The organism is Zavarzinia compransoris (assembly GCF_003173055.1).
Lineage (GTDB): Bacteria > Pseudomonadota > Alphaproteobacteria > Zavarziniales > Zavarziniaceae > Zavarzinia > Zavarzinia compransoris.
Genome location: NZ_QGLF01000004.1, coordinates 488,035 through 511,111, shown reverse-complemented (window position 1 = coordinate 511,111; position 23,077 = coordinate 488,035). Strand labels below are relative to the sequence as shown.

The window sequence follows — 23,077 nt, the reverse complement described above, 5'->3', positions numbered from 1 at the left end:
CGCACCACCGCAAAAAAGACGGGCCGGCGACAGCCTGCCGCCGGCCCGCCCGGATTGGAGATTACTGGCCCTTGGCCTTGCCGGTCAGGGCCTTCAGTTCCTCGATCGAATCGGCGACGCGCTTCTGCACCACGTCGAAGGCGTCGGAATTGGCCTTGGAGGTCAGTTCGGCCAGTTCGCGCATGTTCGCGAGAGCCGCCTCGAACGCCTTCTTCAGCACTTCGGGCGCCACCTTCACGTCGCCCGGGTTGCCCGACATCACGCCGCGCAGCACGCTGGCCGCCTCGGTCATGGTTTCGCGCATGATTTCCACCTGGCGCCGGGCAACCGCCTGGAAGCCCTCGAAGGCGATCCGGTTCGCCTGGGTCAGGGCTTCGATGTTCTTCCGCGAGGAGGAAACGATCGAATCGAGATCGACATTGGGCATTTTCAGGTCACCGACGAATTTCTTCACGTCGAAATTGAAGAAGGGAAATTCAGGCTTATCGGAGGCCATAGCGAGTCCTTTCGGCAGGACGGCGCCCGCCCAGGCGCCAACGGGGGGAAGAGACATGCTCGCACACTGCCGTCGAATATGAACGGCGGTGCACAATATATCACCTACTCCTTCTTTCCGCGCATCCCCTTGAGTTCGGTCAAGGATGCCTTCATGCGGTCGTTGATCAGGGTCAGCGCCTCGCCGTTGGCCTTCGCCGCCGCCTCGGCCAGATCCTTCATGTTCTGGATCGCCATGTTCAGCGCCATGCGGGCGATCTCGGTCGAGGACGGGCCTTCGGCGCCTGCGTCCTCGCCGCCCTTCTTCGCCTCGCGCTTGGCCTTGATCGCGGCCTGGGCCATTTCCATGGTGTTCTGGAAGATCTCGACCTGGCGCTTGGCGAGGCCGGTGTAGCCGTCGGTGACCGAGCGCTGGGCGGCGATCAGGGCGTCCATGTTCTTGCGGTTGGTTTCGATGAGCTGGCCGACGTCGACCGCCGGCAGGCGGAAGCTGCCGAGAAGTTTGCCGACATCGAGACCGAGAAGATTGGGACCGGTTTTTTCGTCGCTCATCGGCGTTCATCCTCCAGCAGGCGTTCCCGTCGAATCGCGGGAACGGAGATCACTATATCGAAGGCTCAAGGCGCGTCGACGACCGAGCCGCCCCGGAACAGGCGCATCGGCAGGCGGCGCAGAATACGGTCGCCGCGGGTCAGCTGGCGGTCGAGGGCGGCCATGGTCCGGGCCAGATCCTCGCTCTCGTCGGCAAGGAAGACCGGCAGGACCGCAAGGAACACCGCCTCGGCGCCGCGCCGGTGGATGAAGCCGGCGATGCCGTCGCCGTCGAGCCCGGCGGCCGCCGTCATCCAGCGCATGGAGGCGAGGAAATCCGGCACCCGGCGCAGGGCTTCCAGGGGATCGCGCCGCTCCGCCGCCACGATCGAGCGCAGGCCCGCCCGCCAGGGCGCCAGCGCCTCGAAACGGCGCATCAGGACATCGAACAGGCGGTCGCGCGGCGGTTCCCGCAACAGGGACTCGTCTTCCCCGGCCAGCACCAGCCGGTCGATCCGGCGGGCGAAGGCGCGGAGAATCGCGGTCTTCGACTGAAGGTCGGGATAGAGGTCGACCAGCGGCAGGCCGGCGCGGGCGGCGATGGCGGCCAGGCCCACCCCGGACCACGGCTGTTCGGCGGCCAGGGCCAGGGCGGCCGCGATCACCGCCGCCGTCCGCGTATCCGTATCCGTGTCCCCCGTCGGCGCCATGGTCCCCTCCCTCGCCCGGGCTTCAGGATGCCGGTGAAGCCGCGGCTTGAAAAGCCTAACCGGCCAGTTCCCGCGAGCGGGCGGCGGCGGCGGCAATCGCCCGGTCGAACAGGGGCTGGAGCCCGTCCGCGGCCATCAGCACGTTCAGGGCGCGTTCGGTGGTGCCGGCGGGGCTGGTGACGTTGCGGCGCAATTGATCCGCCGGCTCGGGCGACAGGCGGGCCAGTTCGCCGGAGCCGATCACCGTCTCGCGGGCGAGGCGCATGGCGAGCGCCGGATCGAGGCCGGCCGCGGCCCCCGCCTTGGCCAGGGTTTCGATCAGCAGGAAGACATAGGCGGGCCCCCCGCCGGACAGGGCGGTGACGACATCGATCAGCCCTTCGTCGTCGACCCAGCCGGTGGCGCCGACCGCGGCGCACAGCCGCCCCGCGAGATCCCGCTCGGCGGGCCCGGCCGCAGCACCGGCGACGAGCACGGTCATGCCCCGGCCGACGGCGGCGGGCGTGTTCGGCATGGCGCGCACCACCGGCACGCCGGCGCCGAGCGCCGCCTCGAACAGGGCGATGCGCTTGCCGGCGGCGATCGACAGCACCAGGGTCCGCGCCCCCGCCAGGGGGGCGAGCGCGGGCAGGACCTTGTCCATGGTCTGGGGCTTCACGGCGACGATCACCGCCGCCGGGTCGAGATCGGCCGGAAGCTCGGCCAGGCCGGCGACGACATGGACGCCCCGGGCCGACAGGGCGGGCGCCCCCGCCGGCTCGACGACATAGGTCCGGGCCGGGACAAGGCCGCGTGCCAGCCAGCCGTCCAGCATGGCCCCGCCCATCTTGCCGCAACCGACCAGCAGCAGCGGCCGGTCCAGGGCCAGCGTCGTTTCACCCGTCATGTTCAAACCCCTGAGGATGGATGCCTGTCAGGCCTCGCCCACGGTTTCGAACATCGACGCGGCCAAGGCTTCGCCCGCGCTCTTACCGCCCCAGAGCACGAATTGGAAGGCCGGGTAGAAGCGCTCGCAGGTGCCGATGGCGATCTCGATCAATTCCTCGCATACCGAGACCGAGACGACGTCGCCCATCAGGGTCGCATGGCGGAACAGCACGACGCCGTCGTCCGACCAGAGATCGAAATGGCCGAGCCACAATTGCTCGTTGATCAGGCCGAGCAAGTGGTAGATCTCGGGGCGGCGCGCCGCCGGCACCCGCAGGTCGAAGGCCAGGGTCAGTTGCAGCGCCCGCTCCGCCTCGCGCCAGGAAAAGCCGAAGTGGTAGTCGCACCAGGACCCGGTCACGGCGACCGACAGTTCGCCATCGCTCGCCCGGTCGAAGGGCCAGTCATTGGCGGCGACGATCTGCTCGATCACGTCGATCGGATCGGCGATCGTGCTTTCCTGCTCGGTGTAAAGCGTAGCCATGACCCTACTCCTCGTGCTGGGCGGCCGGGCGGCGTGGCGTCCGGACACGCGGGAAAAACCAGATTGTGGGAGTGCCGGGACGCGAGCGCCGAAAACCCCGGGGGAACCGCCGCCTTGCCCGGCAGTGACCGTCATCGAGGGTCGGGGTGATCGCATCCACCATGTCTGGAACGGTGACAAAGCCGGCGATTCGCCGCAAGGCCGCATTCCCCGCCGCGGCGCGAAACCCGGCGCCGCACCGCCCGCACGCGGGGTCTTGCGGAAGCCGAGACAAGTCCATATGTTCCGCGCACCCGAACGACCGGCTAGGCAGCCGGTCCTGCTGGGGCGTCGCCAAGTGGTAAGGCAGCGGTTTTTGGTACCGCCATTCCCAGGTTCGAATCCTGGCGCCCCAGCCATTCTCCCCCTATCGCGGACCGGACATCGCGGATCAGGCCCGGGCGATCGCCTCGGACTCGACGACGGCGGCGCCGGGCCTTGCCGCCAGCACGGCCTCGATCAGGGCGGCGGCGATGGCGTCCGGGGTTACGGCGCGATAGCGGCGCGGGATCACCGGGGCCAGCAGGCGGAACACGGCGGCCCCCAGTTCCTCGCCCGGGCGCGGGCGCTCGCGCCGGCCGGCATCGATCATCGACGGGCGGACGATGGTGAGGGAGGGATAGGTCAAGGCGCGCAAGCCCGCCTCCACCGCCCCCTTGGTGCGCAGATAGAAGGACGGCGAGGCGGCGGACGCCCCGACCGAGGAAACGAAGCCCAATGCCGCCGCACCCCCGGCCCGGGCATGGCGGGCACTTTCCAGCACCAGATCGTGGTCGATGCGGTGAAAGGCGGCCCGGCCGCCGGCCTGTTTCTGGGTGGTGCCCAGCGCCGAGATCACAGCGTCGGCGGGCCAGAACGGCTCGGCCCCGGTGGCGGCGGTCAGTTCGATCAGCGGATTGGCCAGCCGGTCATGGGGCGGCAGGGCCCGGCGGGTGGGCGCCGTCACGATGGCGAAGCGGGGATCGGCCAGGGCCCTGGCCACCACCGCCCGGCCGACCGCCCCGGTCGCCCCGAGTACCAGCAAGCGAGTCATGCCCGGTCCCCCGTCGAAGAATATTTCGCCATTCCGGTTTTCTCTCCCCCCTCACCCCCGCCCTCTCCCCGCAAGCGGGGCGAGGGAGTCGATGCCGCCTCTCCCTCGCCCCTCCGGGGAGAGGGCCGGGGTGAGGGGGGGGATGCGCGAAAGAAAGCCCGCCGAGATTGCCGGCTCGGCGGGCTTAGTGTTCGAGTGGATGATGTCCTTGTCGAAACGGCAGGCCGGCATGTGATTGCTCCGGACCATCGGAGCGCCTTGAGGGCTGCCGACCCACAGGTTGAAATTAGTCGGGATTGCGGAGAGTCCGCAAGCCGGCTTGCTCCGAAACGGTGCAATTGCCGCCAAATTCAGCACCAGAATCGCGGACTCACGGGTGGCGTGGATCCGCGACGGCGCAGGCGGCCACCTTGCGTCGCAGCCGGTCGAGATAGCGATCCCGGATGCCGAGCATGTCGAGGGCGCGTATCGCTTCTTCGAGGTAGTCGCGGCAACTGCCGAGGTGGCCCTCGGCCCCGGCGATCGTGGCGGCGGTGCGCTCGTCGCACAGGCGCCCGGCATAGCGGGCGCCGTCCCGGTTGATGACGAAGGTGACGGCGCGAATCGGCCCCTCCGGGGTTTCGATCGACACCCAGCGCGGGCAATAGCCGCCGGTGAGCATTTCCCGGCGCCAGACCAGGCGCAGTTCCTCCTCCGCCCGGTCGCGCGCGATGCGGAAGGCGAGCCCGCGGCAGGCGCCGCCCCGCTCCAGGCCGAGGACGAGGCCCGGCGCCTCGATCGTGCCGCGCCCGAGATGGGTCCAGAGACAGAAGCGCCGGTGCCAGCCGCGCAGCAGGCCGGCGGCGCTGCCCTGGTGCTCGATCGCCGGCGCCCACATGAGGGAGCCATAGCCGAACAGCCACAGATCGCCCGGCGGGGCGGCGGCCAAAGTCGCCTGAAGCGATGCTTCCCGCGCTTCGGCGGGCACGAACTGGAAGCCGGCGCCGGGCTGGAGCTGGCGGAGAGCATCCTCGAAATCGTCGGCGGCCAGGTCGCCCCGGCGGAGCGACACGGCCGGCCTCAGCCCTGCGGGCCGAGCTTCGCCTCGAGGGCGGCCAGCCGTTCGGCCAGCGCCTCGTTCTCGGCCCGGGCCTTGGCGGCCATGGCTTTCACCGCCTCGAACTCCTCGCGCGGGACGAGCTGCATGTCGGCGACGAAGCGCTCGACCAGCTGGCGGACGACGCCGTCCGCCTCCTGCCGAACACCCTGGAGGGCGCCCATGGCACCGGTGGCCAGACGGGCGAGATCATCGAAGAAACGGTTGTCGGTCTGCATGGGGGCACTTTGCCCCGCCCGTGGCGCCAACGCAAGCGGCGCCGCGCCCGCTTGACACCGGAGGGACGGCGGCCGAAAACCGCCCTCGCCGACCCGCGGAGCCCGCCCATGCTGACCACGCTTCCCGCCATCGCCTTTCCGGCCATCGATCCCGTCGCCCTGCAGATCGGGCCGCTGGCCATCCGGTGGTATGCGCTTGCCTATGTCGCGGGCATCATTCTCGGCTGGCGGCTGGCGATGCGGATCGCGGCCCAGCCGAAGACGCCGGTCCAGCCCCGGGAAGTGGACGACCTGGTGGTCTGGCTGACCCTCGGCATCGTCCTGGGCGGGCGGGTCGGCTATGTCCTGTTCTATAATTTCCCGGTCTATATCGAGCATCCGCTGGCGGCCCTGCGCATCTGGGAGGGCGGCATGTCGTTCCACGGCGGCTTGCTCGGCGTCATTCTCGCCGTCGTCCTCTTCGCGCGGAACCGGGGCATTCCCCTGCTGGCGCTCGGCGATGTCGTCGCCGCGGTGGTGCCCATCGGCCTGTTCTTCGGGCGGGTGGCCAATTTCATCAACGGCGAACTCTGGGGCCGGGCGACCGACGTCTCCTGGGCCATGGTCTTCCCGGCCGATCCGAAGGGCCTGCTGCGCCACCCGAGCCAGCTTTACGAGGCGGCCCTCGAAGGCGTCGTTCTCTTCATCCTGCTGATGATCCTGAACGCCCGGGGCATCCGGCGGCACATGGGGGCGCTGACCGGGGTCTTCCTCATCGGCTACGGCGTGGCCCGGATCGTCGCCGAATTCTTCCGCGAGCCGGACGTCCAGCTCGGCTTCCTCGCCTTCGGCACCACCATGGGGCAGATCCTGTCCGTGCCCATGGTGCTGATCGGCCTCTGGCTGCTGGCGACGGCGAAGCGCCGCCCGGCCCCCGACCGCAGCGAGCCGGCGCCGGTGCCCGCCAAGGCATGACCCCGCTCGCGGCCAGTCTCGCCTCGCGCATCGCGCTGGACGGGCCCCTGCCCGTCTCGACCGTGATGGCGGAAGCCCTGTCGCACCCCCGCTTCGGCTATTACATGGTGCGCGAGCCTTTCGGCAGTGCCGGCGATTTCATCACGGCGCCCGAGATCAGCCAGATGTTCGGCGAATTGCTCGGCCTCTGGCTCGGCGCGGTGTGGATGGCCATGGGCGCGCCGGCCGCGGTCCATCTCGTCGAACTGGGGCCCGGGCGCGGCACCCTGATGGCGGATGCGCGGCGCAGCCTGGCCCGCGTGCCCGGCTTTCCCCTGGACCGGCCGGTGCATCTGGTCGAAACCTCGGCCCGGCTGCGGGCGATCCAGGCGGCGACGATCAAGGCCCCGGTTGTCCATCACGACCATGTCGACCAATTGCCGGGGGATGCCCCCCTGCTCGTCGTCGCCAATGAATTCTTCGATGCCCTGCCGATCCGGCAATTCGTCTTCACGCCGCGCGGCTTTCACGAGCGCGTGGTCGGTCTCGATGCGGCGGGCGCCCTGTGCTTCGGCCTTGCGCCCGCCGCGGCCGAGCCCGGCCTGCTGCCCGCGCACGACCGGCCGGCGCCCGGCGACCTGCTCGAATGGTGCCCGGCCGGGAGCGATATCGCCCGCACCCTGGGCGCCCGTCTCGCCCGCCAGGGCGGCGCCGCCCTGCTGATCGACTATGGCGCCGCCCATCGGGGCTTTGCCGATACCTTGCAGGCGCTGGCGGGCCATGCCTATGCCGATGTCCTGGCCACCCTGGGGCAGGCGGATGTCACCGCCCATGTCAATTTCACCCATCTGGCCGAGGCGGCCGCGGCCGGCGGCGCCCGCGCCCATGGCCCGGTGACCCAGGGCCAGCTGCTGGCGGCGCTCGGCATCGACGCGCGGGCGGCCCGCCTCGCCGCCGCCAACCCGGACAAGCGCGAGACCGTGGCCCGCGCCTGCGAGCGGTTGACCGCGCCCGGCCAGATGGGCAGCCTGTTCAAGGCCCTGGCCCTCACCCATCCGGCCCTGGCCGTGCCCCCAGCGTTCGAAAGCCCGCCATGACCCAGCCGCCCCGCCATTCGGCCGATGCCCTTGCCGGCCTGTCCCATGGGTTTTTCGGGCGCCGCGGCGGCGTTTCCGAAGGGCTCTATACCTCGCTCAACTGCGGGCTCGGCTCCGGCGACGCGCGGCCGGCCGTGATCGAGAATCGCGACCGCGTCGGGGCCGCGGTGGGCGCCCGCCAGCTGCTCTCCCTCCATCAGGTCCATAGCGCCGATGTGGTGACGGTCGAGGCGCCCTGGGCCCCGGGCGCAGGGCCGAAGGCCGATGCCATGGTGACGCGCGAACGCGGCCTCGGCCTCGGCATCCTGACCGCCGATTGCGCGCCGATCCTTTTCGCCGACCGCGAGGCCGGGGTGATCGGCGCCGCCCATGCCGGCTGGAAGGGCGCCCTGACCGGCATCGCCGAGGCGACCGTCGCCGCCATGGTGGCGCTCGGCGCCGCCCGCGAACGGATCGCCGCCGCCATCGGCCCCTGCATCGGCCAGAAATCCTATGAGGTCGGGCCGGAATTCGAGGCCCGCTTTCTCGAAGCGGACGGCCCGGGCGCCGCCCGCTTCTTCGCCCGGGCGACGCCGGACAGCCGGCCGCATTTCGATCTCGCCGGCTATGTCGCCGCCCGCCTGGCCCGGGCCGGCCTCGGCCTTGTCGAGGTGTCGGGGCTGGATACGGCGGGCGATGCCGGGCAATTCTTCTCGTTCCGCCGCACCACCCTGGCGGGCGAAGGCGACTATGGCCGCGAACTCGCCGCGATCGTGCTGGACTGAAGGGGAGGCGCCATGCCCCATCTCATGATCTTCCTCGGCTTTCTCCTGCTCGGGCTGTTGGCGTCCTGTGTCCTTATCTAGGCGTCACAGGGCGCTGATCGCGCTCACCGTCGCGGCCCTCGCGCTGGCCGGCTGCTCGGGCCGGACCCGGCTCGGCCGCCTGCTCGGCCATCCGCCGCCGGCCAAGGCCCTGGTGCCGCCCGCGGCCGCCGAAACGGGGGGGCGCATGCTGTCCGGCGTCCCGGTGCTGGTGACGCCGACCTCGGCGCTGTCGAGCGGGGCCGACGGCCGCCCCGCCCTGATGGCCGCCGCCATCGCCCGGGCCCTGGTCGAGAAGGACATCCTGGCGACGACCCGGAATGCCGCCAGCCAGAGCTATGTCCTGACCACCGCGGTCGAAGGTTCCGCCCTGGCGATCGCCCTGTCCCGGCCGGACGGGATCGCCGCCGGCCGCTGGCAGGTGCCCCTGCCGGGCCCGGCGGCAACCATCGACGGCGCGGTCCTGGACCGGGTGGCGGCGCAGGTCGCGGCAGCCGTCACCGGCACCGCCGCGACCGCCCCGGCCCCGCGCCCGGCCGCGCCGGCGGCGGCGCCGGCAGCGCTTGCCAGCGTCGTCGTCACCGGGGTCGGCGGCGCCCCGGGCGACGGCAATAGGTCGCTGGCCGCCGCCATGCGCCAGGCGCTGGCCATCGGCGGCCTCGCCGTGCTCGACAAGCCGGCCGAGGGCAGCCTTTCCGTGACCGGCACGGTGACGCTGACCCCGATCACCCCCAGGATCGAGAAAGTCACCCTGTCGTGGGAGGTCCGGCGCGGCGGCGAGGTAATCGCGACCATCGACCAGGAAAACCAGGTGCCCGCCGGCAGCCTGAACCATTCCTGGGGCCCGATCGCGGGCGCCGCGGCCCAGGGCGGGGCCGACGGCATCCTGCAACTGGTCCATGCCCTGCGTGGCCGGTAACACACAGTTGCGCCGATAAACGCCGTCGCGCGTTTACAGCCTTGTGACGGCTTGATAAAAAGCGCGCGAATTTCCGCCGGCGCCCGGGCAGGTCGCCGCGGTCCCATCCATATATCCTTACCGGATCCAACGAGCGGGTGCGCTTATGAAGGTGCTGGCCGGCAACAGCAACCGACCGCTGGCGGAGGCGATCGCCGCCTACCTCAACCTCCCCCTGACCAAGGCCAGCGTCCGCCGCTTCTCGGACCAGGAAGTCTTCGTCGAGATTCAGGAAAACGTGCGCGGCCAGGACGTCTTCGTCATCCAGTCGACTTCCTTTCCCGCCAACGACAACCTGATGGAACTGCTGGTCTGCATCGATGCCCTGCGCCGGGCCTCGGCCAAGCGGATCACCGCCGTCATCCCCTACTTCGGCTATGCCCGCCAGGACCGCAAGCCCGGCCCGCGCACGCCGATCTCGGCCAAGCTGGTCGCCAACCTGATCACCACCGCCGGGGCCCACCGGGTGCTGACTCTCGACCTGCACGCGGGCCAGATCCAGGGCTTCTTCGACATCCCGACCGACAACCTGTTCGCGGCCCCGGTCTTCGTCCAGGACATCCGGGAACAATACGGCACCGAAGAACGCCTGATGATCGTGTCGCCGGACGTGGGCGGCGTGGTCCGTGCCCGGGCCATCGCCAAGCGCATCGACGCCGATCTCGCCATCGTCGACAAGCGGCGCGAGCGCGCCGGCGAATCGGAAGTGATGAACATCATTGGCGAGGTCGCGGGCCGGCGCTGCATCCTGGTCGACGATATCGTCGATTCCGCCGGCACCCTGTGCAATGCCGCCGCGGCCCTGAAAGCCAAGGGGGCGAAAAGCGTCTCCGCCTATGTCAGCCACGGCGTGCTGTCGGGCGGCGCGGTCGCCCGGGTCTCGGCCTCGCAGCTCGAATCGCTGGTGATCTCGGACTCGATCCAGGCGACCGAAGCGGTCCGCCTGTGCCGCAACATCCGCCGGGTGCCGATCTCCCCCCTGATCGCGGAAGCCATGCGCCGCATCAACGACGAGACCTCGGTCTCCAGCCTGTTCGACTGAACGGGCCCGGCCGAAAAGCCCCCGGCGGAAACGATCCGCCCGGGGGCTCGGACGGCGGACCAGTCCCGGCCGAAGCGCAGGGCTTCGGCCAGACGGTCGCTCAACAAGAATGCGCGGGTGAAGCGGGGCTCCTCCAGCCAGCCATCGACCCCGGCGAGGCTTCGCTCACAAGGCGATCACATGCGTCAGGGGTGCCCTGCGAAAGCCTCACGCCTGCCGCAGGGTAGAATCGATCATTCGTATAGCATCCGTTCTATCGCTCAGAATTTCATGTCCGACGATCCGCACCGGGGCTCCGGTGCCCGCCCCGATCCCCGCGCTCCGCTGTGGCTGCTGGCGCTGCTGACCTTCAGCGGCACGCTGGCCATGCATATCTTCGTGCCCGCCCTGCCCCGGGCCGGGGCCGATCTCGCCGCCTCGCCGGCCGAGATGCAGTTGACCATCAGCCTCTATATTCTGGGCCTCGCCTTCGGGCAATTGATCTACGGCCCGGTCGCCGACCGCTTCGGCCGCCGGCCGGTGCTGATGGCCGGCCTTATCCTCTATACGCTGGCCGGGCTCGCCTCGGTCGTGGCATCGGGGGCGGAGGCGCTGATCGCGGCCCGGCTGTTCCAGGCGCTCGGCGGCTGCGCCGGACTGGTGCTCGGCCGGGCGATCGTGCGCGATCTTTCCGCGGGCAGTGATGCGGCGCGGCGCATGGCCCTGATGAACCTGATGGTGGTGATCGGCCCCGGGGTGGCGCCGCTGGCCGGCACGCTGCTGGCGGAAACGCTGGGCTGGCGGTCCATCCTCTGGGCCCTGGTCGGCCTCGGCGGGCTGAACCTGCTGCTGACCTGGCGCCTGCTGGCGGAACCGGCGCGCCCGGCTTCGGGCGGGGCGGCGGCGGTGCTGCGGAACTATGCCGGGCTGCTGCGTTCCCCCGCCTTCCTCGGCTATGCCCTGGGCGGGGCCTGCGCCACCACCTCCATGTATGGCTATGTCGCGGCCGCACCCTTCATCTATACCCATGAACTAGGCCGGCCCGACTATGAGGTCGGGATCTATCTCGCCGTGCTGATCCTCGGCATCTGGCTCGGCAGCGTGCTCGCGTCGTGGCTGGCGCCGCGGATCGAGACCGGGCGCATGCTGGCGCTCGGCAACGGCACCAGCGCGGCGGCGGGCATCGCCACCCTCGCCGTCGTCCTTGGCGGCTTGGTCACCGTGCCCCTGCTTGTCGGGCTGATGTTCGTCTTCACCTTCGGCATGGGGCTGGCCTCGCCCGCGGCGATGACCAAGGCGATCAGCGTCGATCCCCGGGCCGTCGCCTCCGCCTCCGGGCTTTACGGCTTCGTCCAGATGGCGGTCGGCGCCCTTTGCGCGGCGCTGGCCGGCGTCGGCGACAGTCCGATGCTGGCCGCCGCCGTGGTCCTGGCCGGGGCCGGGGTGATCGGCCAGGCGTCGTTCCGCCTGGCCGCCCGCAGCGAGCGGGCAAAGGCTTGAATCAGCCGTTTCAAATTGCGCTGCGCGGGGTTTTGCGTTATCTACCCGCGTTCACCGACGCCCGCACCCCTGGAGGCGGGCGTTTTCCTATGGAGAAGACCATGTCCAAGATTGCTACGCTCGCCGTCGAGGCGCGCGACCGGGCCGGTAAGGGGTCCGCCCGGGCCGCCCGTCGCGAAGGCCGAGTTCCCGCCGTGATCTACGGCAACAAGGAAGCCGCCGAAGTCGTCACCATCGGGGAGAAATTCCTCGAGCGTGAGCTGAACACCGGCAAGTTCCTGTCGACCGTGTTCGACCTGCAGATCGGCGACCGCACCGAGCGCGTCCTGCCGCGCGACGTGCAGTTCCACCCGGTCACCGACCGCGCCCTGCATGTCGACTTCATGCGCATCGCCAAGGACGGCCTGATCACCGTCGAAGTGCCGGTCGTCACCACCGACGCGATCGCCAGCCCGGGCATCAAGCGCGGCGGCGTGCTGAACATCGTCCGTCACTCGATCGAAGTGAAGGCCCCGGCCGAATCCGTGCCGGAAGCCATCACCGTCTCGCTCGCCGGCCTCGAAATCGGCGACTCGCTGCACATCAGCAAGGTCGCCCTGCCCGAAGGCGTGACCCCGACGATCAACTACCGCGACTTCACCGTGGTCACCATCGCCCCGCCGACCGGCGGTCCGGAAGCCCCCGCCGCCGCGGCTGCCGCCCCGGCCAAGAAGGGCAAGAAGTAATCAGTCCGGAAGGGCCCGGCCACCCCTTTCGGCCGGGCCCCTCCTCCCCCGAGGAGGGATTGTTTCGTGCTGCTCCTCGTCGGTCTCGGCAATCCCGGCAGCCAATATGCCGGCAACCGGCACAATATCGGCTTCATGGCGCTGGACGCCATCCACGGCCGCCATCGCTTTTCCCCGTGGAAACGCGCCTTTCAGGGCGAGGCGGCGGAGGGCCGGCTGACCGACGGCAGCGACAAGGTGCTGCTGCTGAAGCCCCTGACCTATATGAACGAAAGCGGCCGCGCCGTCGGCGAGGCGGCCCGTTTCTACAAGCTGGCGCTGAAGGATATCGTCGTCCTGCACGACGAACTCGATCTTGCGCCCGGCAAGACCAAGATGAAGGTGGGCGGCGGCCATGCCGGCCACAACGGCCTGCGTTCCATCGACGCCCATCTCGGCAAGGACTACCGCCGGCTTCGCCTCGGCATCGGTCACCCGGGCGACAAGGACGCGGTCACCCGCCATGTGCTCGGCGATTTCGCCAAGGCCGACCAGGCCTGGCTTACCCCCCTGCTGGATGCGGTCGCCGAGGCGGCGCCCCTGCTGGCCGAGGGTAACGACGCCGGTTTCCAGACCAAGGTCGCGCTGTTGACGGCGCCGCCGAAGCCGGCGAAACAAGCGCCGGCCAAATCTTCAGGAGAGTGAGATGGGCTTCAAGTGCGGCATCGTCGGTCTGCCCAACGTCGGCAAGTCGACCCTGTTCAACGCCCTGACCGAGACGGCCGCCGCGGCCGCCGCCAATTATCCCTTCTGCACGATCGAGCCGAACGTCGGCCTCGTGCCCGTGCCCGATCCGCGCCTGGACACGATCGCCAGGATCGGCGGCTCGGCACAGATCATCCCGACCCAGATCACCTTCGTCGACATCGCCGGCCTCGTGCGCGGCGCCTCGAAGGGTGAAGGCCTGGGCAACCAGTTCCTGTCCCACATCCGCGAGGTCGATGCGGTCTGCCATGTGCTGCGCTGCTTCGAGGACGGCGACATCACCCATGTCGAGGGCCGGGTCGATCCCCTGGCGGACGCCGAGATCATCGAGACCGAATTGATGCTCGCCGACCTCGAAAGCCTGGAGAAGCGCGTCCCCGCCCTGCAGAAGAAGTCGAAGGGCGGCGCGGACGAGGAAACCAAGGTCCGCCTCGCCCTGATGGAACGGGCCCTGGTCGTGCTGCGCGAGGGCAAGCCCGCCCGCGCGGTCGAGGTTTCGGCCGACGAGCGGGCGATCTTCGCCACCCTGGACCTGATCACGGCCAAGCCCGTGCTCTATGTCTGCAATGTCGAGGAAGCCTCCGCCGCGGCCGGCAACAAATACAGCGACCTCGTCGCCGCCAGGGCCAAGGCCGAAGGGGCGGCCTATGTCGTCATCTCCGCCGCGATCGAGGCGGAAGTGGCCCAGCTCGACGCCGAGGAGCGCAGCGCCTTCCTCGCCGACCTCGGGCTGGAGGAAACCGGCCTGTCGCGGCTGATCCGCGCCGGCTATGCCCTGCTCGGCCTGATCACCTATTTCACCGTCGGCCCCAAGGAAGCCCGCGCCTGGACCATCGTGAAGGGCACCAAGGGCCCGGGGGCCGCCGGCGTCATCCATTCCGATTTCGAGCGCGGCTTCATCCGCGCCGAAACCATGGCCTATGACGACTATGTGAAATACAACGGCGAAGCCGGCTGCAAGGATGCCGGCCGGCTGCGCCTGGAAGGCAAGGATTACACCGTCGTCGACGGCGACATCCTGCACTTCCGCTTCAACGCCTGACGCCGTTTCCCCGTCCGTGGCAGGGAACAGCCCTCAAGGCGAGCCGGTCGCGCCGTCCCTGGCCACGGCATCCCTGCCGCGCACCAGGGCAAGGCCGGCGACCACCGCGGCCAGCACCGCCAGCCACACCAGCCGGCTTTCGTAGCGGTCGTGGGGATTGGACAGGATCCCGCAGATCGCGGCATTGCCGGCCAGGGCGACCATGGTGAAGGCGGCCAGCCGTGCCGGTCCCGGCCGGCGCAGGACCATGAACAGCAGCGCGATCACCGGCAGCAGGGCCATGGCGGCATAGCCGACCGGCAGGTTCACCATGTCGAGACTGTCGAAGGGGATGGCGCCGCTGCGCTGGAACGCGGCTTCGAACGGCGCCAGTTCTTCAGGAAAATGCGTCTCGAACACCCATCTCGTGTGCCAATGAGTGTCGTTCAGCCCGTCGCCGGTGCCGATCAGGAACAATTGCCGGGTGAAACTGTCGAAGGCCGCCCGGGCGTGAAGCTCGGGATAGAGACGCACGGTATCCCAGGTGATGCGCGCCAGTTCCGGCCCCGCCCCGTCCCAGCCGCCCATCTTGTAAAGGGGACTGCCGCCCCACCAGAGGAAACTGTCGTTCGACATCTGGCGGCCGTCCGGCTCGTAAAGGGCGGCCTGGTAATCGCAGAGCTTCAGGGTCGGATCCGGGCAATGGTCGGCCAGATAGCGGCTGGCGATCCCGTCCTGGACCAGACGGCCGAACAGGAAGACGTCGCCCCCGGGCGTGAAGCGGAACTGGTCGAACATCACCTTGTTGGTGACCGGCACCGCCAGCACCCCGAGCACCAGGGCCAGGGCGCCGACGCCGAGGCCGCCGAGCCGGCGCCGGCCCCAGGCCCGGAACAGCCCCATGACCACCAGGGTCCCGAGCACGAGGCCGAGCAGCAGGGCGACCGTCCCCGTATGGCTGGCCGCACCGAGGGCGATGACCGCGACCAGCCCCGCCTGCCCGAGCCGGGAGCGGCCCGGCCGCCCCTCGATCAGCAGATAGAGGGCGAGCACGGCGGCGGGCGCCAGGATATCCGGCAACAATTGGGCGCTGTACCAGGCAAGCCCGGTGACCAGCACCAGAAGGACCGTAGTCAGCCCGGTGAAGACCGCAAGCCCGGGGCCGGTAAAGCGCAGCAGGCTGCGCCCGACCTCGGCGATCAGGGCGATGACGATCAGGGACTGGACGACCAGCGCCGGCCAGAAATGCAGCCCCCACTTGAACCCGAGCAGGAACAGGCCATAGGGCGCGGCGCGGCCATTGGCCGGGTCCGGTTCGCTGAACTGGGCGATATAGCCGCCGGTATCGTGGAAGGTGATGGGATAGCCGTTCCAGAGCGCCGGCGCCAGCAGCGCCCCGAGAGCGAGGGCCAGGGCCAGCGCGGCGAACAAGAAACGCATGTCGATCCCCTTGATGGTGCCGGCCGAAGCCGTCCCTGGCTCAGAAACACGCCCGGCGGGGACCTGTTCCGCCGTGCGGCCGTCAGTCGATGGTCAGCACCATGCCGTCATAGGCCGGCTCGACCCCCGGCGGCAGTTCGGCGCACAGCGTGTCGTAGTCCATTTCCCAGGTCATATGGGTCAGGATCGCGCGCTCGGGCTTCAGCCGCTCGATCCAGGTCAGGGTCTTGGCCAGATGGGCGTGGCTCGGGTGGGGTGTGCGGCGAAGCGCGTCGACGATCCAGACCTTGACCCCGGCCAGGGCCGCGAAGCCCTCTTCCGGCAGGTCGTTCAGGTCGGTCGAATAGGCGATCGGCCCGAAGCGGAAGCCCAGGGATTCGATATCGCCGTGGATCTGGCCGAAGGGCACGACATCGATCCCGCCGATGCGGAACGGGCCGCCGATCTCGATACTGTCGCAGATCGCGGGATAGCCGCCCCGCCCCTCGAAGACATAGCCGAAGCGCTTCACCACCGTGCGCATGGTCTGGGCCGAGCCGTGCACGGGCACGCGCTGGCGCATGGCCCCGGCAATGCCGCGCAGGTCGTCGATGCCGTGGCAATGGTCGGCATGGTCGTGGGTCAGCAGCACGGCATCCAGGCGCTGGACACCGGCGGAGATACATTGCTCGCGGAAATCGGGCGAGACGTCGACGACGATAGTGGTCGGCCCCTGTTCCACCAGGATGGAGACGCGGCGGCGCCGGTTCTTCGGGTTCAGCGGATCGCAGACGCCCCAATTGCCGGTGATCGAGGGAACGCCGCCCGACGTGCCGCAGCCGAGGATGGTGACCTTCATCGTCCCGCCCCGTTTCAGGCCGCGAGCGCGGCCGGGACATTCGCCTTGGTGAACAGGCGGGTGAAATTGGCCGTGGTCAGCGCCGCCAGCTCGTCGGTGCCGATGCCCCGGGCCGCCGCCACCACCTTGGCCGTATCGGCGACGAAGGCGGGTTCGTTCCGTTTGCCCCGGTGCGGGATGGGCGCCAGATAGGGGCTGTCGGTCTCGACCAGCAGGCGGCCGGCGGGCACCCGGGCGGCGATCTCGCGCAGGTTGGCCGCGGTCTTGAAGGTGACGATGCCGGAGAAGGAGATATAGAGGCCAAGCTCGACCGCCACCTCGGCCAGGGCCGCGCCGGAGGTGAAGCAATGGATCAGGCCCGGAAATTCCCCCTTCGCCACTTCATCGCGCAGGATGGCGGCGGTGTCGTCGTCGGCATCGCGGGTATGGATGATGATGGGCAGGCCGGTTTCCCGCGCCGCCTGGATATGGGCGCGGAAATTGGCCTTCTGCGCGTCCCGCGGGGCGTGCTCGTAGAAATAGTCGAGGCCGGTCTCGCCGATGGCGATCACCTTGGGGTGGCGGCTCAGCTCGACCAGGGTCCGGGCCTGGACGTCCGGTTCCGCCTCCGCCTCGTGGGGGTGGATGCCGACCGAGGCCCAGATGTTGGGAAAACGCTCGGCCACCGCGATCACCTGGGCGGATTTCGCCAGGGTGGTGCCGATCGTCAGCATGGCGCCGACCCCGGCGGCCCGGGCCCGCGCCACCACCTGGTCGAGATCCTCGGCGAAATTCGGGAAATCGAGATGGCAATGGCTGTCGATCAGCATGGCTTACCCCTTACGCTTCACTTTCGACATGGCGCGGGAACACGCCCTGGGGGGCGGGCAGCGCCGTGCCCGGCACCAGCCGCCCCGCCGCCCCAAGGGCCGCGAAGCTGCGCGCCTCCGCCGCGACGCCCAATTGGTCCAGCAGCCGGTTGGCGGCACCCGGCATCACCGGCTGGGCCAGGACGGCGATCTGGCGGATGACCTCGGCCGTTACATAGAGCACGGTTTCCATGCGCGCCGGATCGGTCTTCTTCAGGCCCCAGGGCGCCTCGCCCGCGAAATAGCGGTTGGCATTGGCGACGCAGGCCCAGATCGCCGACAGCGCGACATGGATTTCCTGCCGGCCGAAGGCCGCCCTGGCGATCTCGTAAAGCCCGTCCGCCTCGGCCAGGATCGCCTGGTCATTGTCCGACAGGGCGCCCAGCGCCGGCACCGCGGCGCCCGCATTCTTCGCGATCATCGACAGCGAGCGCTGGGCGAGATTGCCGAGGTCATTGGCGAGATCGGCATTGATGCGGTTGACGATCGCCTCGTGGCTGTAGTTGCCATCCTGGCCGAAGGGCACTTCGCGCAGGAAGAAATAGCGCAGCTGGTCGAGGCCGTAGGTCTCGATCAGCGAGAAGGGATCGATCACATTGCCGACCGATTTCGACATCTTCTCGCCCCTGTTGAACAGGAAGCCGTGGGCGAAGACGCGCTTCGGCACCGGCAGGCCGGCGGACATCAGGAAGGCGGGCCAATAGACCGCGTGGAAGCGGACAATATCCTTGCCGATGATATGCACGCTGGCCGGCCAGAACGGCCAGAGCGCGGCGTTTTCATCGGGGAAGCCGACGCCGGTGATGTAATTGGTCAGGGCATCGACCCAGACATACATCACATGCTTCGGATCGCCGGGCACCGGGATGCCCCAGTCGAAGGTGGTGCGCGAGACCGACAGGTCCTTGAGGCCGCGCTTCACGAAGCTGACCACCTCGTTGCGGCGCTCGTTCGGGCCGATGAAATCCGGGTTCGCCTCGTAAAGGGCCAGCAGCCTGTCCTGGTATTCGGACAGGCGGAAGAAATAGCTCTCCTCCTCCACCCATTCGACCGGGGTGCCCTGGGGGCCGTAACGCACCCCGTCCGGCCGGACCTCGGTCTCGTCCTCGGCGTAATAGGCTTCGTCGCGCACGGAATACCAGCCGGCATAGACATTCTTGTAGATGTCGCCGGCCTCGACCATGCGCTGCCAGATCGCCTGCGAGGCGGCATGGTGGCGGGGCTGGCTGGTGCGGATGAAATCGTCGTTGGAGCAGCCGAGGGCCGCCACCATGTCCTGGAACCGGGCCGAATTGCGGTCCGCCAGCGCCTGGGTGCTCAGGCCCTCGCGGCGCGCGGTCTGCAGCATCTTCTGGCCGTGCTCGTCGGTCCCGGTCAGGAAATAGACCGGGCGGCCGTCGAGCCGCTGGAACCGGGCGAGCGCATCGGTGGCGATCGCCTCATAGGCGTGGCCGATATGGGGCACGCCGTTCGGATAGGAAATCGCCGTCGTGATATAGAACGGTTCGGTCGAGGCCATGCAAAACTCCAGGACGGCCCGCGGCGCAGGGGACAGGTTCAGCGGGCGCAGCGCTCGATCATGCCGAGGGCGGCGACAAGAACCTGTCTGCGGTCAAGGTTGACCGCCTCGGCGCGCGCGGCCAAGGCGTTGATCTTCTCCCATACCTCGCCCCAGCGTTCAAGCCGCGCAGCACCCGCCAGCGCCCGCATGCCCGCGCCCTCGCCCATCATTGCCTCGTCGATCCGCCCGGTCGCCGCCAGCCGGACGAGGCGGACGAGATAGAGGCCGAGCAATTCGAAGGTCAGGCGGAACAGGTCGCCGCCCTCGCGGCCGGCGAAACGGTCGGCAAGCTCGTTCACCGCCTTGACGTCCAGCCCCTGGCGGCGCGCGACCGGGACCAGAAGATCGGCGATCGCCCGGTAATGCGACAGGCCGCCCGCCGCCGCCAGGGCCAGCGCCCGCCCGGGGCTGCCGTCCGCCAGCCGGCACAGGCCGCGGATATCCTCCTGCGGCACGGCGGGGGCGAGACGGGTCAGGATCGCGGCGACATCCGCCTCCCCCAGCGGCCGCAGCGCAAGGCGGCGGCAGCGCGAGCGGATGGTGGGCAACAGGCGCCCCGGGGCATGGGCGACCAGGATCAGGACGGACCGGGGCGGCGGCTCCTCCAGCAGCTTCAGGAGGGCGTTGGCCGCATTGCGGTTCATCTCGTCGATCGCATCGATGACGGCGACGCGGAAGCCGCCTTCCGCCGGGGTCATGGCGAAGAAACCGGCCAGGTCGCGCACCTGATCGATCACGATCTCGTCGCGCAGCACCTTGGTGCGGGGGTTCTCCTCCCGCTCCAGGGTGACGAGGTCCGGGTGGCCGCCGGCGGCGATCCGCTTGAACAGGGGATCGTCGGCGGCGATGTCCAGGCTGGAGGGGCCGGCGCCGAACATGTCGACCGGGCCGCCATCAAGGCCGTGGGCGAAGAGATAGCGCGCGAAGCGATAGGCCAAGGTCGCCTTGCCGATCCCGCGCGGCCCGGTCAGCAGCCAGGCGTGATGCAGCTTGCCGCCGGCGATGGCGTCCAGGATCGCGGCCTCCGCCTCGCCATGGCCGATCAGGTCGGCGGTGGCGCGGGGGTGCGGGATGACGAGGGGTTCGGTCTTGGCCATCGGCGTCAGGCGGCCCGCCCCCCCCTCACCCCGGCCCTCTCCCCAGGGGGGCGAGGGAGTCGATGCCATGTTCTCCCTCGCCCCCTTGGGGGAGAGGGTCGGGGTGAGGGGGAAAACACCGCCATCGCCGCCCTACCCCAGGACCCGCAGCACGGCGGCCAGCGCCGCCGCCTGCACCGCATCCGGCGGCAGGGTGGCGTCGATCACCGCGGCATGGCGGCCCATATGCGCCGCCTGGGCCAGGAACGACTGGCGGACCCGGCGGTGGAAGTCAAGGTCCAACCCTTCGAAGCGGCCCTCGTCGATGCCGCCGCCGGCCAGCCGGGCGCGGCTGCGGGCAAGGCCGACCTCGGGCGGGATATCGAGCACGATGGTCAGGTCCGGCCAGAAATCATGCTGGATCTCGCGGTGCAGGTCGATGACGCGCTCGACCCCCAGGCCCCGCCCCGCCCCCTGATAAGCGATGGTCGAGCCGGCGTAGCGGTCGCTGATCACGATCGCGCCCGCCTGCAATGCCGGCCGCACCACCCGCTCGAGATGCTGCACCCGGTCGGCGTTCATCAGCAGCAATTCGGCGTCCGGCGCCCAGTCCAGGCCGTTTTCGGACAGCAGCAGAGCGCGCAGGGCCTTGCCCTCGGGCGTGCCGCCGGGTTCGCGGGTCGGCACCACCCGGTGGCCCCGGGCCGTCAGCTCGGCAGCGAGAAAGGCGATGGCGCCGGTCTTGCCCGCGCCCTCGCCGCCCTCGAGAACGATGAAGCGGCCGGGCATGACCTCAGCTCGCGTCGCCGGCGACGAGATAGCGCAGCGAGGTGAAGATGCGGCCGACGAAGCCCTGGCGCTCGACATCGCGACCGGCGACCAGCGGCAGGGAAATCGCCGGCATGTCGGGGGCCGTGATCTCCAGCCGGGCGATCTGGTCGCCGGCCTTGATCGGCGCCGGCACCGGACCGTCGTAGACCACCTTGACCACCATGGTGGCCCGGGCGACCCGGCGCAGCGTCACCCGCGCGTCCTGGGCCACGGTCAGGGGCACCGTATCTTCGTCGCCCTGCCAGACCCGGGCCTCGGCCAGGGTCTCGCCCTTCTTCGCCATCGTATAGGTCTGGAATTCGCGGAAGCCCCATTCGAGGATGCGGGCGGATTCCTGGGCCCGCTCGCGCATGCTGGTCAGGCCGTTGACGACCAGCAGCAGGCGGCGCCCGTCGCGGATGGCGGAGCCGACGAGGCCATAGCCGCCCTCGTCGGTATGGCCGGTCTTCAGCCCGTCCGCCCCCGGCACGACGCCGAGCAGCGGATCGCGGTTCGCCTGTTCGATATTATTGTATTTGAACGAGCGCTCGGCAAAGAGCGGGTAATACTGCGGGAAGTCGAGGATCAGCCGCTCGCCGAGCAGCGCGAGGTCGCGGGCGGTCATGCGGTGCTGGGGATCGGGCCAGCCGCTGGCATTGCGGAAAGTGCTGCTCTTCAGGCCCATGTCCTTGCCCCGGGCCGTCATCTGGGCGGCGAAGGCTTCCTCGGTCGAGGACAGCCCCTCCGCCACCACGATGCAGGCGTCGTTGCCGGACTGGACGATGATGCCGCGCAGCAGGTCCGAGACCTTCACCCGGTCGCCGACATGGACGAACATCTTCGAGCCGCCCATGCGCCAGGCCCGCTCCGAGACGGGGAGTTCGTCCTCCATCTTGATGGCGCCCTTGGCCAGCTTGTCGAACAGCAGGTAGATCGTCATCAGCTTGGTCATGGACGACGGCACCATCGGCGCATCCGCATTCTTCTCGAAGAGTACGGTATCGGTCGACAGGTCGATCAGCACGGCCTCGCGCGCGGGGGTTTCCAGCGCCTCGGCACAGGCGGCGCGGAAAGGCGCGGCCAGCAGGGCGAGGCCGGCCAGCGCCATGACAAGGCGGCGGTTCAGGATATGCGGCATGGCTTGCTCTCCGCTTCCGTCAATACGACAACGATTATTCAACCACGATGCGGGCGCCGGTCTCGCCCGACGCGATGATCTGATCGAGCAGGATATCCGCCTCGTCCACATCCTTCAGGGGGCCGAGGCGGACGCGGTAGAATTGCTGGTTGCCGATCGTCGCCCGGGCGACGAAAGCCTTGCCGTAGCGGGCAAGGCGGGTGCGCAGCCGTTCCGCATTGCCGGGCTGGAGGAAGGCGCCGGCCTGGATATAGATGCCGGTCGGGCGCACCGCCGTCTGGGTCACCACGGGCGGCGGCGGACTGGCCGGCACGGCCGACGGCGGGAACGGCGAGCCGGTGGTGGGCGCCGGCCGGGCCGGCTGGGGCCCGGCGGTGCCGCGGGCGCCCGGCGGCGGCGCCAGGGGCGCGGAAGTCACGTCGCCGACCGGGGCGGCGGCGGCGGCGGTCCGCTCCTCCGGCGTGGTCTGGGCCGCCGGCAGGGTGGAGACGCCGGGGCGGCCGCTCTCGTCCACCACCTGGACCCGCACCCGGGCCGTGCCCTGCCCCTCGAAGCCGAGCAATTGGGCGGCGCGGCGCGACAGGTCGATGATGCGGCCGTTGACGAAGGGGCCGCGGTCGTTCACCCGCACCATGATCGAGCGGCCGTTCTCGAGGTTGGTCACCTTCACGTCGGCCGGCAGTTGCAGCGTCTTATGCGCGGCCGTCATCTGGTTCATGTCGTAGATTTCGCCGATCGCGGTCTTGCGGCCGTGGAAAGGCTCGCCGTACCACGAGGCGATGCCGGTCTCGTCGTAGCTCCAGTCGATCTTCGGATAATACCAGACGCCCTTGATCTGATAGGGCTTCAAGGTCGCCTGGACGACGCCGGGGCGCGTGGTCAGGTTCCGCTCGTCCTCGCGCGAGGCGCAGGCGCCGAGCGTCGCCGCCATCAGGGCAAGGCCGAGCGCGGTGGCGCGCCAGCGCGGGAACAGACGGGAATGGGGGGCGGGAATCACGGGCGCGCTCCGGCAAGCGTCACGATGTCGGCAA

At 69.8% G+C, this 23,077-nt stretch carries 25 protein-coding genes and 1 tRNA gene; 10 read left to right on the top strand and 16 right to left on the bottom strand.

The window, feature by feature from the left end; translation table 11 throughout:
• Positions 1-61 precede the first annotated feature (61 nt).
• From DKG75_RS16390 to DKG75_RS16370, 5 genes are all read right to left on the bottom strand, one after another.
• Positions 62-496 (bottom strand): phasin family protein, encoded by a 435-nt coding sequence (locus tag DKG75_RS16390; RefSeq protein ID WP_109922232.1) that lies wholly within the window; start codon positions 494-496, stop codon positions 62-64.
• Positions 497-600: 104 nt separating this feature from the next.
• Positions 601-1,047 (bottom strand): phasin family protein, encoded by a 447-nt coding sequence (locus tag DKG75_RS16385; protein ID WP_109922231.1) that lies wholly within the window; start codon positions 1,045-1,047, stop codon positions 601-603.
• A gap of 65 nt (positions 1,048-1,112) precedes the next feature.
• Complete coding sequence (locus DKG75_RS16380) at positions 1,113-1,736, bottom strand: TetR family transcriptional regulator (RefSeq protein ID WP_109922230.1); 624 nt, start codon at positions 1,734-1,736, stop codon at positions 1,113-1,115.
• Between the two features lie 55 nt (positions 1,737-1,791).
• Positions 1,792-2,622 (bottom strand): pyrroline-5-carboxylate reductase, encoded by an 831-nt coding sequence (gene proC / locus DKG75_RS16375; RefSeq protein WP_109922229.1) that lies wholly within the window; start codon positions 2,620-2,622, stop codon positions 1,792-1,794.
• Between the two features lie 27 nt (positions 2,623-2,649).
• Positions 2,650-3,147: a type III secretion system chaperone family protein gene (locus DKG75_RS16370; protein ID WP_109922228.1), complete on the bottom strand. Its 498-nt coding sequence runs from the start codon at positions 3,145-3,147 to the stop codon at positions 2,650-2,652.
• Positions 3,148-3,470: 323 nt separating this feature from the next.
• Between DKG75_RS16370 and DKG75_RS16365 the strand changes: the two genes are divergently transcribed.
• Positions 3,471-3,545 (top strand) — tRNA-Gln (locus DKG75_RS16365).
• Between the two features lie 32 nt (positions 3,546-3,577).
• Here the strand turns inward: DKG75_RS16365 and DKG75_RS16360 are convergent.
• The 3 genes from DKG75_RS16360 to DKG75_RS16350 all read right to left on the bottom strand — a co-directional run bounded on the left by DKG75_RS16360 (position 3,578) and on the right by DKG75_RS16350 (position 5,533).
• Positions 3,578-4,219 carry an NAD(P)H-binding protein gene (locus tag DKG75_RS16360; RefSeq protein ID WP_109922227.1) on the bottom strand — a complete coding sequence of 214 codons (642 nt, stop codon included), beginning with the start codon at positions 4,217-4,219 and terminating at the stop codon, positions 3,578-3,580.
• Between the two features lie 370 nt (positions 4,220-4,589).
• Complete coding sequence (locus DKG75_RS16355; RefSeq protein ID WP_109922226.1) at positions 4,590-5,270, bottom strand: gamma-glutamylcyclotransferase; 681 nt, start codon at positions 5,268-5,270, stop codon at positions 4,590-4,592.
• Between the two features lie 8 nt (positions 5,271-5,278).
• Entirely contained in the window at positions 5,279-5,533 is a 255-nt protein-coding gene (locus tag DKG75_RS16350; protein WP_109922225.1) for an accessory factor UbiK family protein, read from the bottom strand.
• Between the two features lie 108 nt (positions 5,534-5,641).
• Here DKG75_RS16350 and lgt point away from each other — a divergent pair, with 108 nt between their 5' ends.
• From lgt to ychF, 9 genes are all read left to right on the top strand, one after another.
• Positions 5,642-6,487: a prolipoprotein diacylglyceryl transferase gene (lgt, locus tag DKG75_RS16345; protein ID WP_109922224.1), complete on the top strand. Its 846-nt coding sequence runs from the start codon at positions 5,642-5,644 to the stop codon at positions 6,485-6,487.
• Positions 6,484-7,563: a class I SAM-dependent methyltransferase gene (locus DKG75_RS16340; protein WP_109922223.1), complete on the top strand. Its 1,080-nt coding sequence runs from the start codon at positions 6,484-6,486 to the stop codon at positions 7,561-7,563. Before lgt ends, DKG75_RS16340 begins: the two co-directional genes overlap by 4 nt.
• Positions 7,560-8,327: a peptidoglycan editing factor PgeF gene (pgeF, locus tag DKG75_RS16335; protein ID WP_109922222.1), complete on the top strand. Its 768-nt coding sequence runs from the start codon at positions 7,560-7,562 to the stop codon at positions 8,325-8,327. Before DKG75_RS16340 ends, pgeF begins: the two co-directional genes overlap by 4 nt.
• A gap of 67 nt (positions 8,328-8,394) precedes the next feature.
• Entirely contained in the window at positions 8,395-9,285 is an 891-nt protein-coding gene (locus DKG75_RS16330; RefSeq protein WP_109922221.1) for a hypothetical protein, read from the top strand.
• A 145-nt stretch (positions 9,286-9,430) separates the two neighbouring features.
• Positions 9,431-10,366, top strand: coding sequence for a ribose-phosphate pyrophosphokinase (locus DKG75_RS16325; RefSeq protein WP_109922220.1), 936 nt, complete (start codon positions 9,431-9,433; stop codon positions 10,364-10,366).
• A 270-nt stretch (positions 10,367-10,636) separates the two neighbouring features.
• Positions 10,637-11,845: a multidrug effflux MFS transporter gene (locus DKG75_RS16320; RefSeq protein ID WP_109922219.1), complete on the top strand. Its 1,209-nt coding sequence runs from the start codon at positions 10,637-10,639 to the stop codon at positions 11,843-11,845.
• 101 nt (positions 11,846-11,946) lie between these two features.
• Positions 11,947-12,570, top strand: coding sequence for a 50S ribosomal protein L25/general stress protein Ctc (locus DKG75_RS16315; protein WP_109922338.1), 624 nt, complete (start codon positions 11,947-11,949; stop codon positions 12,568-12,570).
• Positions 12,571-12,636: 66 nt separating this feature from the next.
• Positions 12,637-13,254: an aminoacyl-tRNA hydrolase gene (pth, locus tag DKG75_RS16310; RefSeq protein WP_109922218.1), complete on the top strand. Its 618-nt coding sequence runs from the start codon at positions 12,637-12,639 to the stop codon at positions 13,252-13,254.
• A gap of 1 nt (position 13,255) precedes the next feature.
• On the top strand, positions 13,256-14,356 hold the full coding sequence (gene ychF, locus DKG75_RS16305) for a redox-regulated ATPase YchF (RefSeq protein WP_109922217.1): 1,101 nt from the start codon (positions 13,256-13,258) through the stop codon (positions 14,354-14,356).
• Positions 14,357-14,389: 33 nt separating this feature from the next.
• Here the strand turns inward: ychF and DKG75_RS16300 are convergent, their stop codons facing one another.
• From DKG75_RS16300 to DKG75_RS23805, 8 genes are all read right to left on the bottom strand, one after another.
• Positions 14,390-15,775 carry a hypothetical protein gene (locus DKG75_RS16300; protein ID WP_109922216.1) on the bottom strand — a complete coding sequence of 462 codons (1,386 nt, stop codon included), beginning with the start codon at positions 15,773-15,775 and terminating at the stop codon, positions 14,390-14,392.
• A gap of 82 nt (positions 15,776-15,857) precedes the next feature.
• Positions 15,858-16,613, bottom strand: coding sequence for an MBL fold metallo-hydrolase (locus DKG75_RS16295; RefSeq protein WP_109922215.1), 756 nt, complete (start codon positions 16,611-16,613; stop codon positions 15,858-15,860).
• A gap of 14 nt (positions 16,614-16,627) precedes the next feature.
• The gene (locus tag DKG75_RS16290; RefSeq protein WP_109922214.1) at positions 16,628-17,422 is read right to left on the bottom strand and encodes a TatD family hydrolase; all 795 of its coding nucleotides are present in this window, start codon (positions 17,420-17,422) and stop codon (positions 16,628-16,630) included.
• Positions 17,423-17,432: 10 nt separating this feature from the next.
• Complete coding sequence (gene metG, locus DKG75_RS16285) at positions 17,433-18,980, bottom strand: methionine--tRNA ligase (protein ID WP_109922213.1); 1,548 nt, start codon at positions 18,978-18,980, stop codon at positions 17,433-17,435.
• A 38-nt stretch (positions 18,981-19,018) separates the two neighbouring features.
• Complete coding sequence (locus DKG75_RS16280) at positions 19,019-20,188, bottom strand: DNA polymerase III subunit delta' (protein ID WP_243746539.1); 1,170 nt, start codon at positions 20,186-20,188, stop codon at positions 19,019-19,021.
• 63 nt (positions 20,189-20,251) lie between these two features.
• Entirely contained in the window at positions 20,252-20,887 is a 636-nt protein-coding gene (gene tmk / locus DKG75_RS16275) for a dTMP kinase (RefSeq protein ID WP_109922211.1), read from the bottom strand.
• A 4-nt stretch (positions 20,888-20,891) separates the two neighbouring features.
• Positions 20,892-22,046, bottom strand: coding sequence for a D-alanyl-D-alanine carboxypeptidase family protein (locus tag DKG75_RS16270; protein ID WP_208112082.1), 1,155 nt, complete (start codon positions 22,044-22,046; stop codon positions 20,892-20,894).
• 34 nt (positions 22,047-22,080) lie between these two features.
• Positions 22,081-23,043 (bottom strand): septal ring lytic transglycosylase RlpA family protein, encoded by a 963-nt coding sequence (locus DKG75_RS23805; RefSeq protein ID WP_279573936.1) that lies wholly within the window; start codon positions 23,041-23,043, stop codon positions 22,081-22,083.
• Between the last annotated feature and the right edge of the window lie 34 nt (positions 23,044-23,077).

What these genes read in the sequence shown, in the direction of transcription:
- DKG75_RS16385 (WP_109922231.1), bottom strand. Translation starts at nt 1,047, where the DNA reads ATGAGCGACGAAAAAACCGGTCCCAATCTTCTCGGTCTCGATGTCGGC.
- DKG75_RS16290 (WP_109922214.1), bottom strand. Translation starts at nt 17,422, where the DNA reads ATGCTGATCGACAGCCATTGCCATCTCGATTTCCCGAATTTCGCCGAG.
- DKG75_RS16270 (WP_208112082.1), bottom strand. Translation starts at nt 22,046, where the DNA reads ATGCCGCATATCCTGAACCGCCGCCTTGTCATGGCGCTGGCCGGCCTC.
- DKG75_RS16295 (WP_109922215.1), bottom strand. Translation starts at nt 16,613, where the DNA reads ATGAAGGTCACCATCCTCGGCTGCGGCACGTCGGGCGGCGTTCCCTCG.
- DKG75_RS16300 (WP_109922216.1), bottom strand. Translation starts at nt 15,775, where the DNA reads ATGCGTTTCTTGTTCGCCGCGCTGGCCCTGGCCCTCGCTCTCGGGGCG.
- pgeF (WP_109922222.1), top strand. Translation starts at nt 7,560, where the DNA reads ATGACCCAGCCGCCCCGCCATTCGGCCGATGCCCTTGCCGGCCTGTCC.
- DKG75_RS16325 (WP_109922220.1), top strand. Translation starts at nt 9,431, where the DNA reads ATGAAGGTGCTGGCCGGCAACAGCAACCGACCGCTGGCGGAGGCGATC.
- DKG75_RS16340 (WP_109922223.1), top strand. Translation starts at nt 6,484, where the DNA reads ATGACCCCGCTCGCGGCCAGTCTCGCCTCGCGCATCGCGCTGGACGGG.
- metG (WP_109922213.1), bottom strand. Translation starts at nt 18,980, where the DNA reads ATGGCCTCGACCGAACCGTTCTATATCACGACGGCGATTTCCTATCCG.
- DKG75_RS16380 (WP_109922230.1), bottom strand. Translation starts at nt 1,736, where the DNA reads ATGGCGCCGACGGGGGACACGGATACGGATACGCGGACGGCGGCGGTG.
- ychF (WP_109922217.1), top strand. Translation starts at nt 13,256, where the DNA reads ATGGGCTTCAAGTGCGGCATCGTCGGTCTGCCCAACGTCGGCAAGTCG.
- DKG75_RS16280 (WP_243746539.1), bottom strand. Translation starts at nt 20,188, where the DNA reads ATGGCATCGACTCCCTCGCCCCCCTGGGGAGAGGGCCGGGGTGAGGGG.
- DKG75_RS16315 (WP_109922338.1), top strand. Translation starts at nt 11,947, where the DNA reads ATGTCCAAGATTGCTACGCTCGCCGTCGAGGCGCGCGACCGGGCCGGT.
- DKG75_RS16320 (WP_109922219.1), top strand. Translation starts at nt 10,637, where the DNA reads ATGTCCGACGATCCGCACCGGGGCTCCGGTGCCCGCCCCGATCCCCGC.
- DKG75_RS16370 (WP_109922228.1), bottom strand. Translation starts at nt 3,147, where the DNA reads ATGGCTACGCTTTACACCGAGCAGGAAAGCACGATCGCCGATCCGATC.
- tmk (WP_109922211.1), bottom strand. Translation starts at nt 20,887, where the DNA reads ATGCCCGGCCGCTTCATCGTTCTCGAGGGCGGCGAGGGCGCGGGCAAG.
- DKG75_RS16360 (WP_109922227.1), bottom strand. Translation starts at nt 4,219, where the DNA reads ATGACTCGCTTGCTGGTACTCGGGGCGACCGGGGCGGTCGGCCGGGCG.
- lgt (WP_109922224.1), top strand. Translation starts at nt 5,642, where the DNA reads ATGCTGACCACGCTTCCCGCCATCGCCTTTCCGGCCATCGATCCCGTC.
- DKG75_RS16390 (WP_109922232.1), bottom strand. Translation starts at nt 496, where the DNA reads ATGGCCTCCGATAAGCCTGAATTTCCCTTCTTCAATTTCGACGTGAAG.
- proC (WP_109922229.1), bottom strand. Translation starts at nt 2,622, where the DNA reads ATGACGGGTGAAACGACGCTGGCCCTGGACCGGCCGCTGCTGCTGGTC.
- DKG75_RS16350 (WP_109922225.1), bottom strand. Translation starts at nt 5,533, where the DNA reads ATGCAGACCGACAACCGTTTCTTCGATGATCTCGCCCGTCTGGCCACC.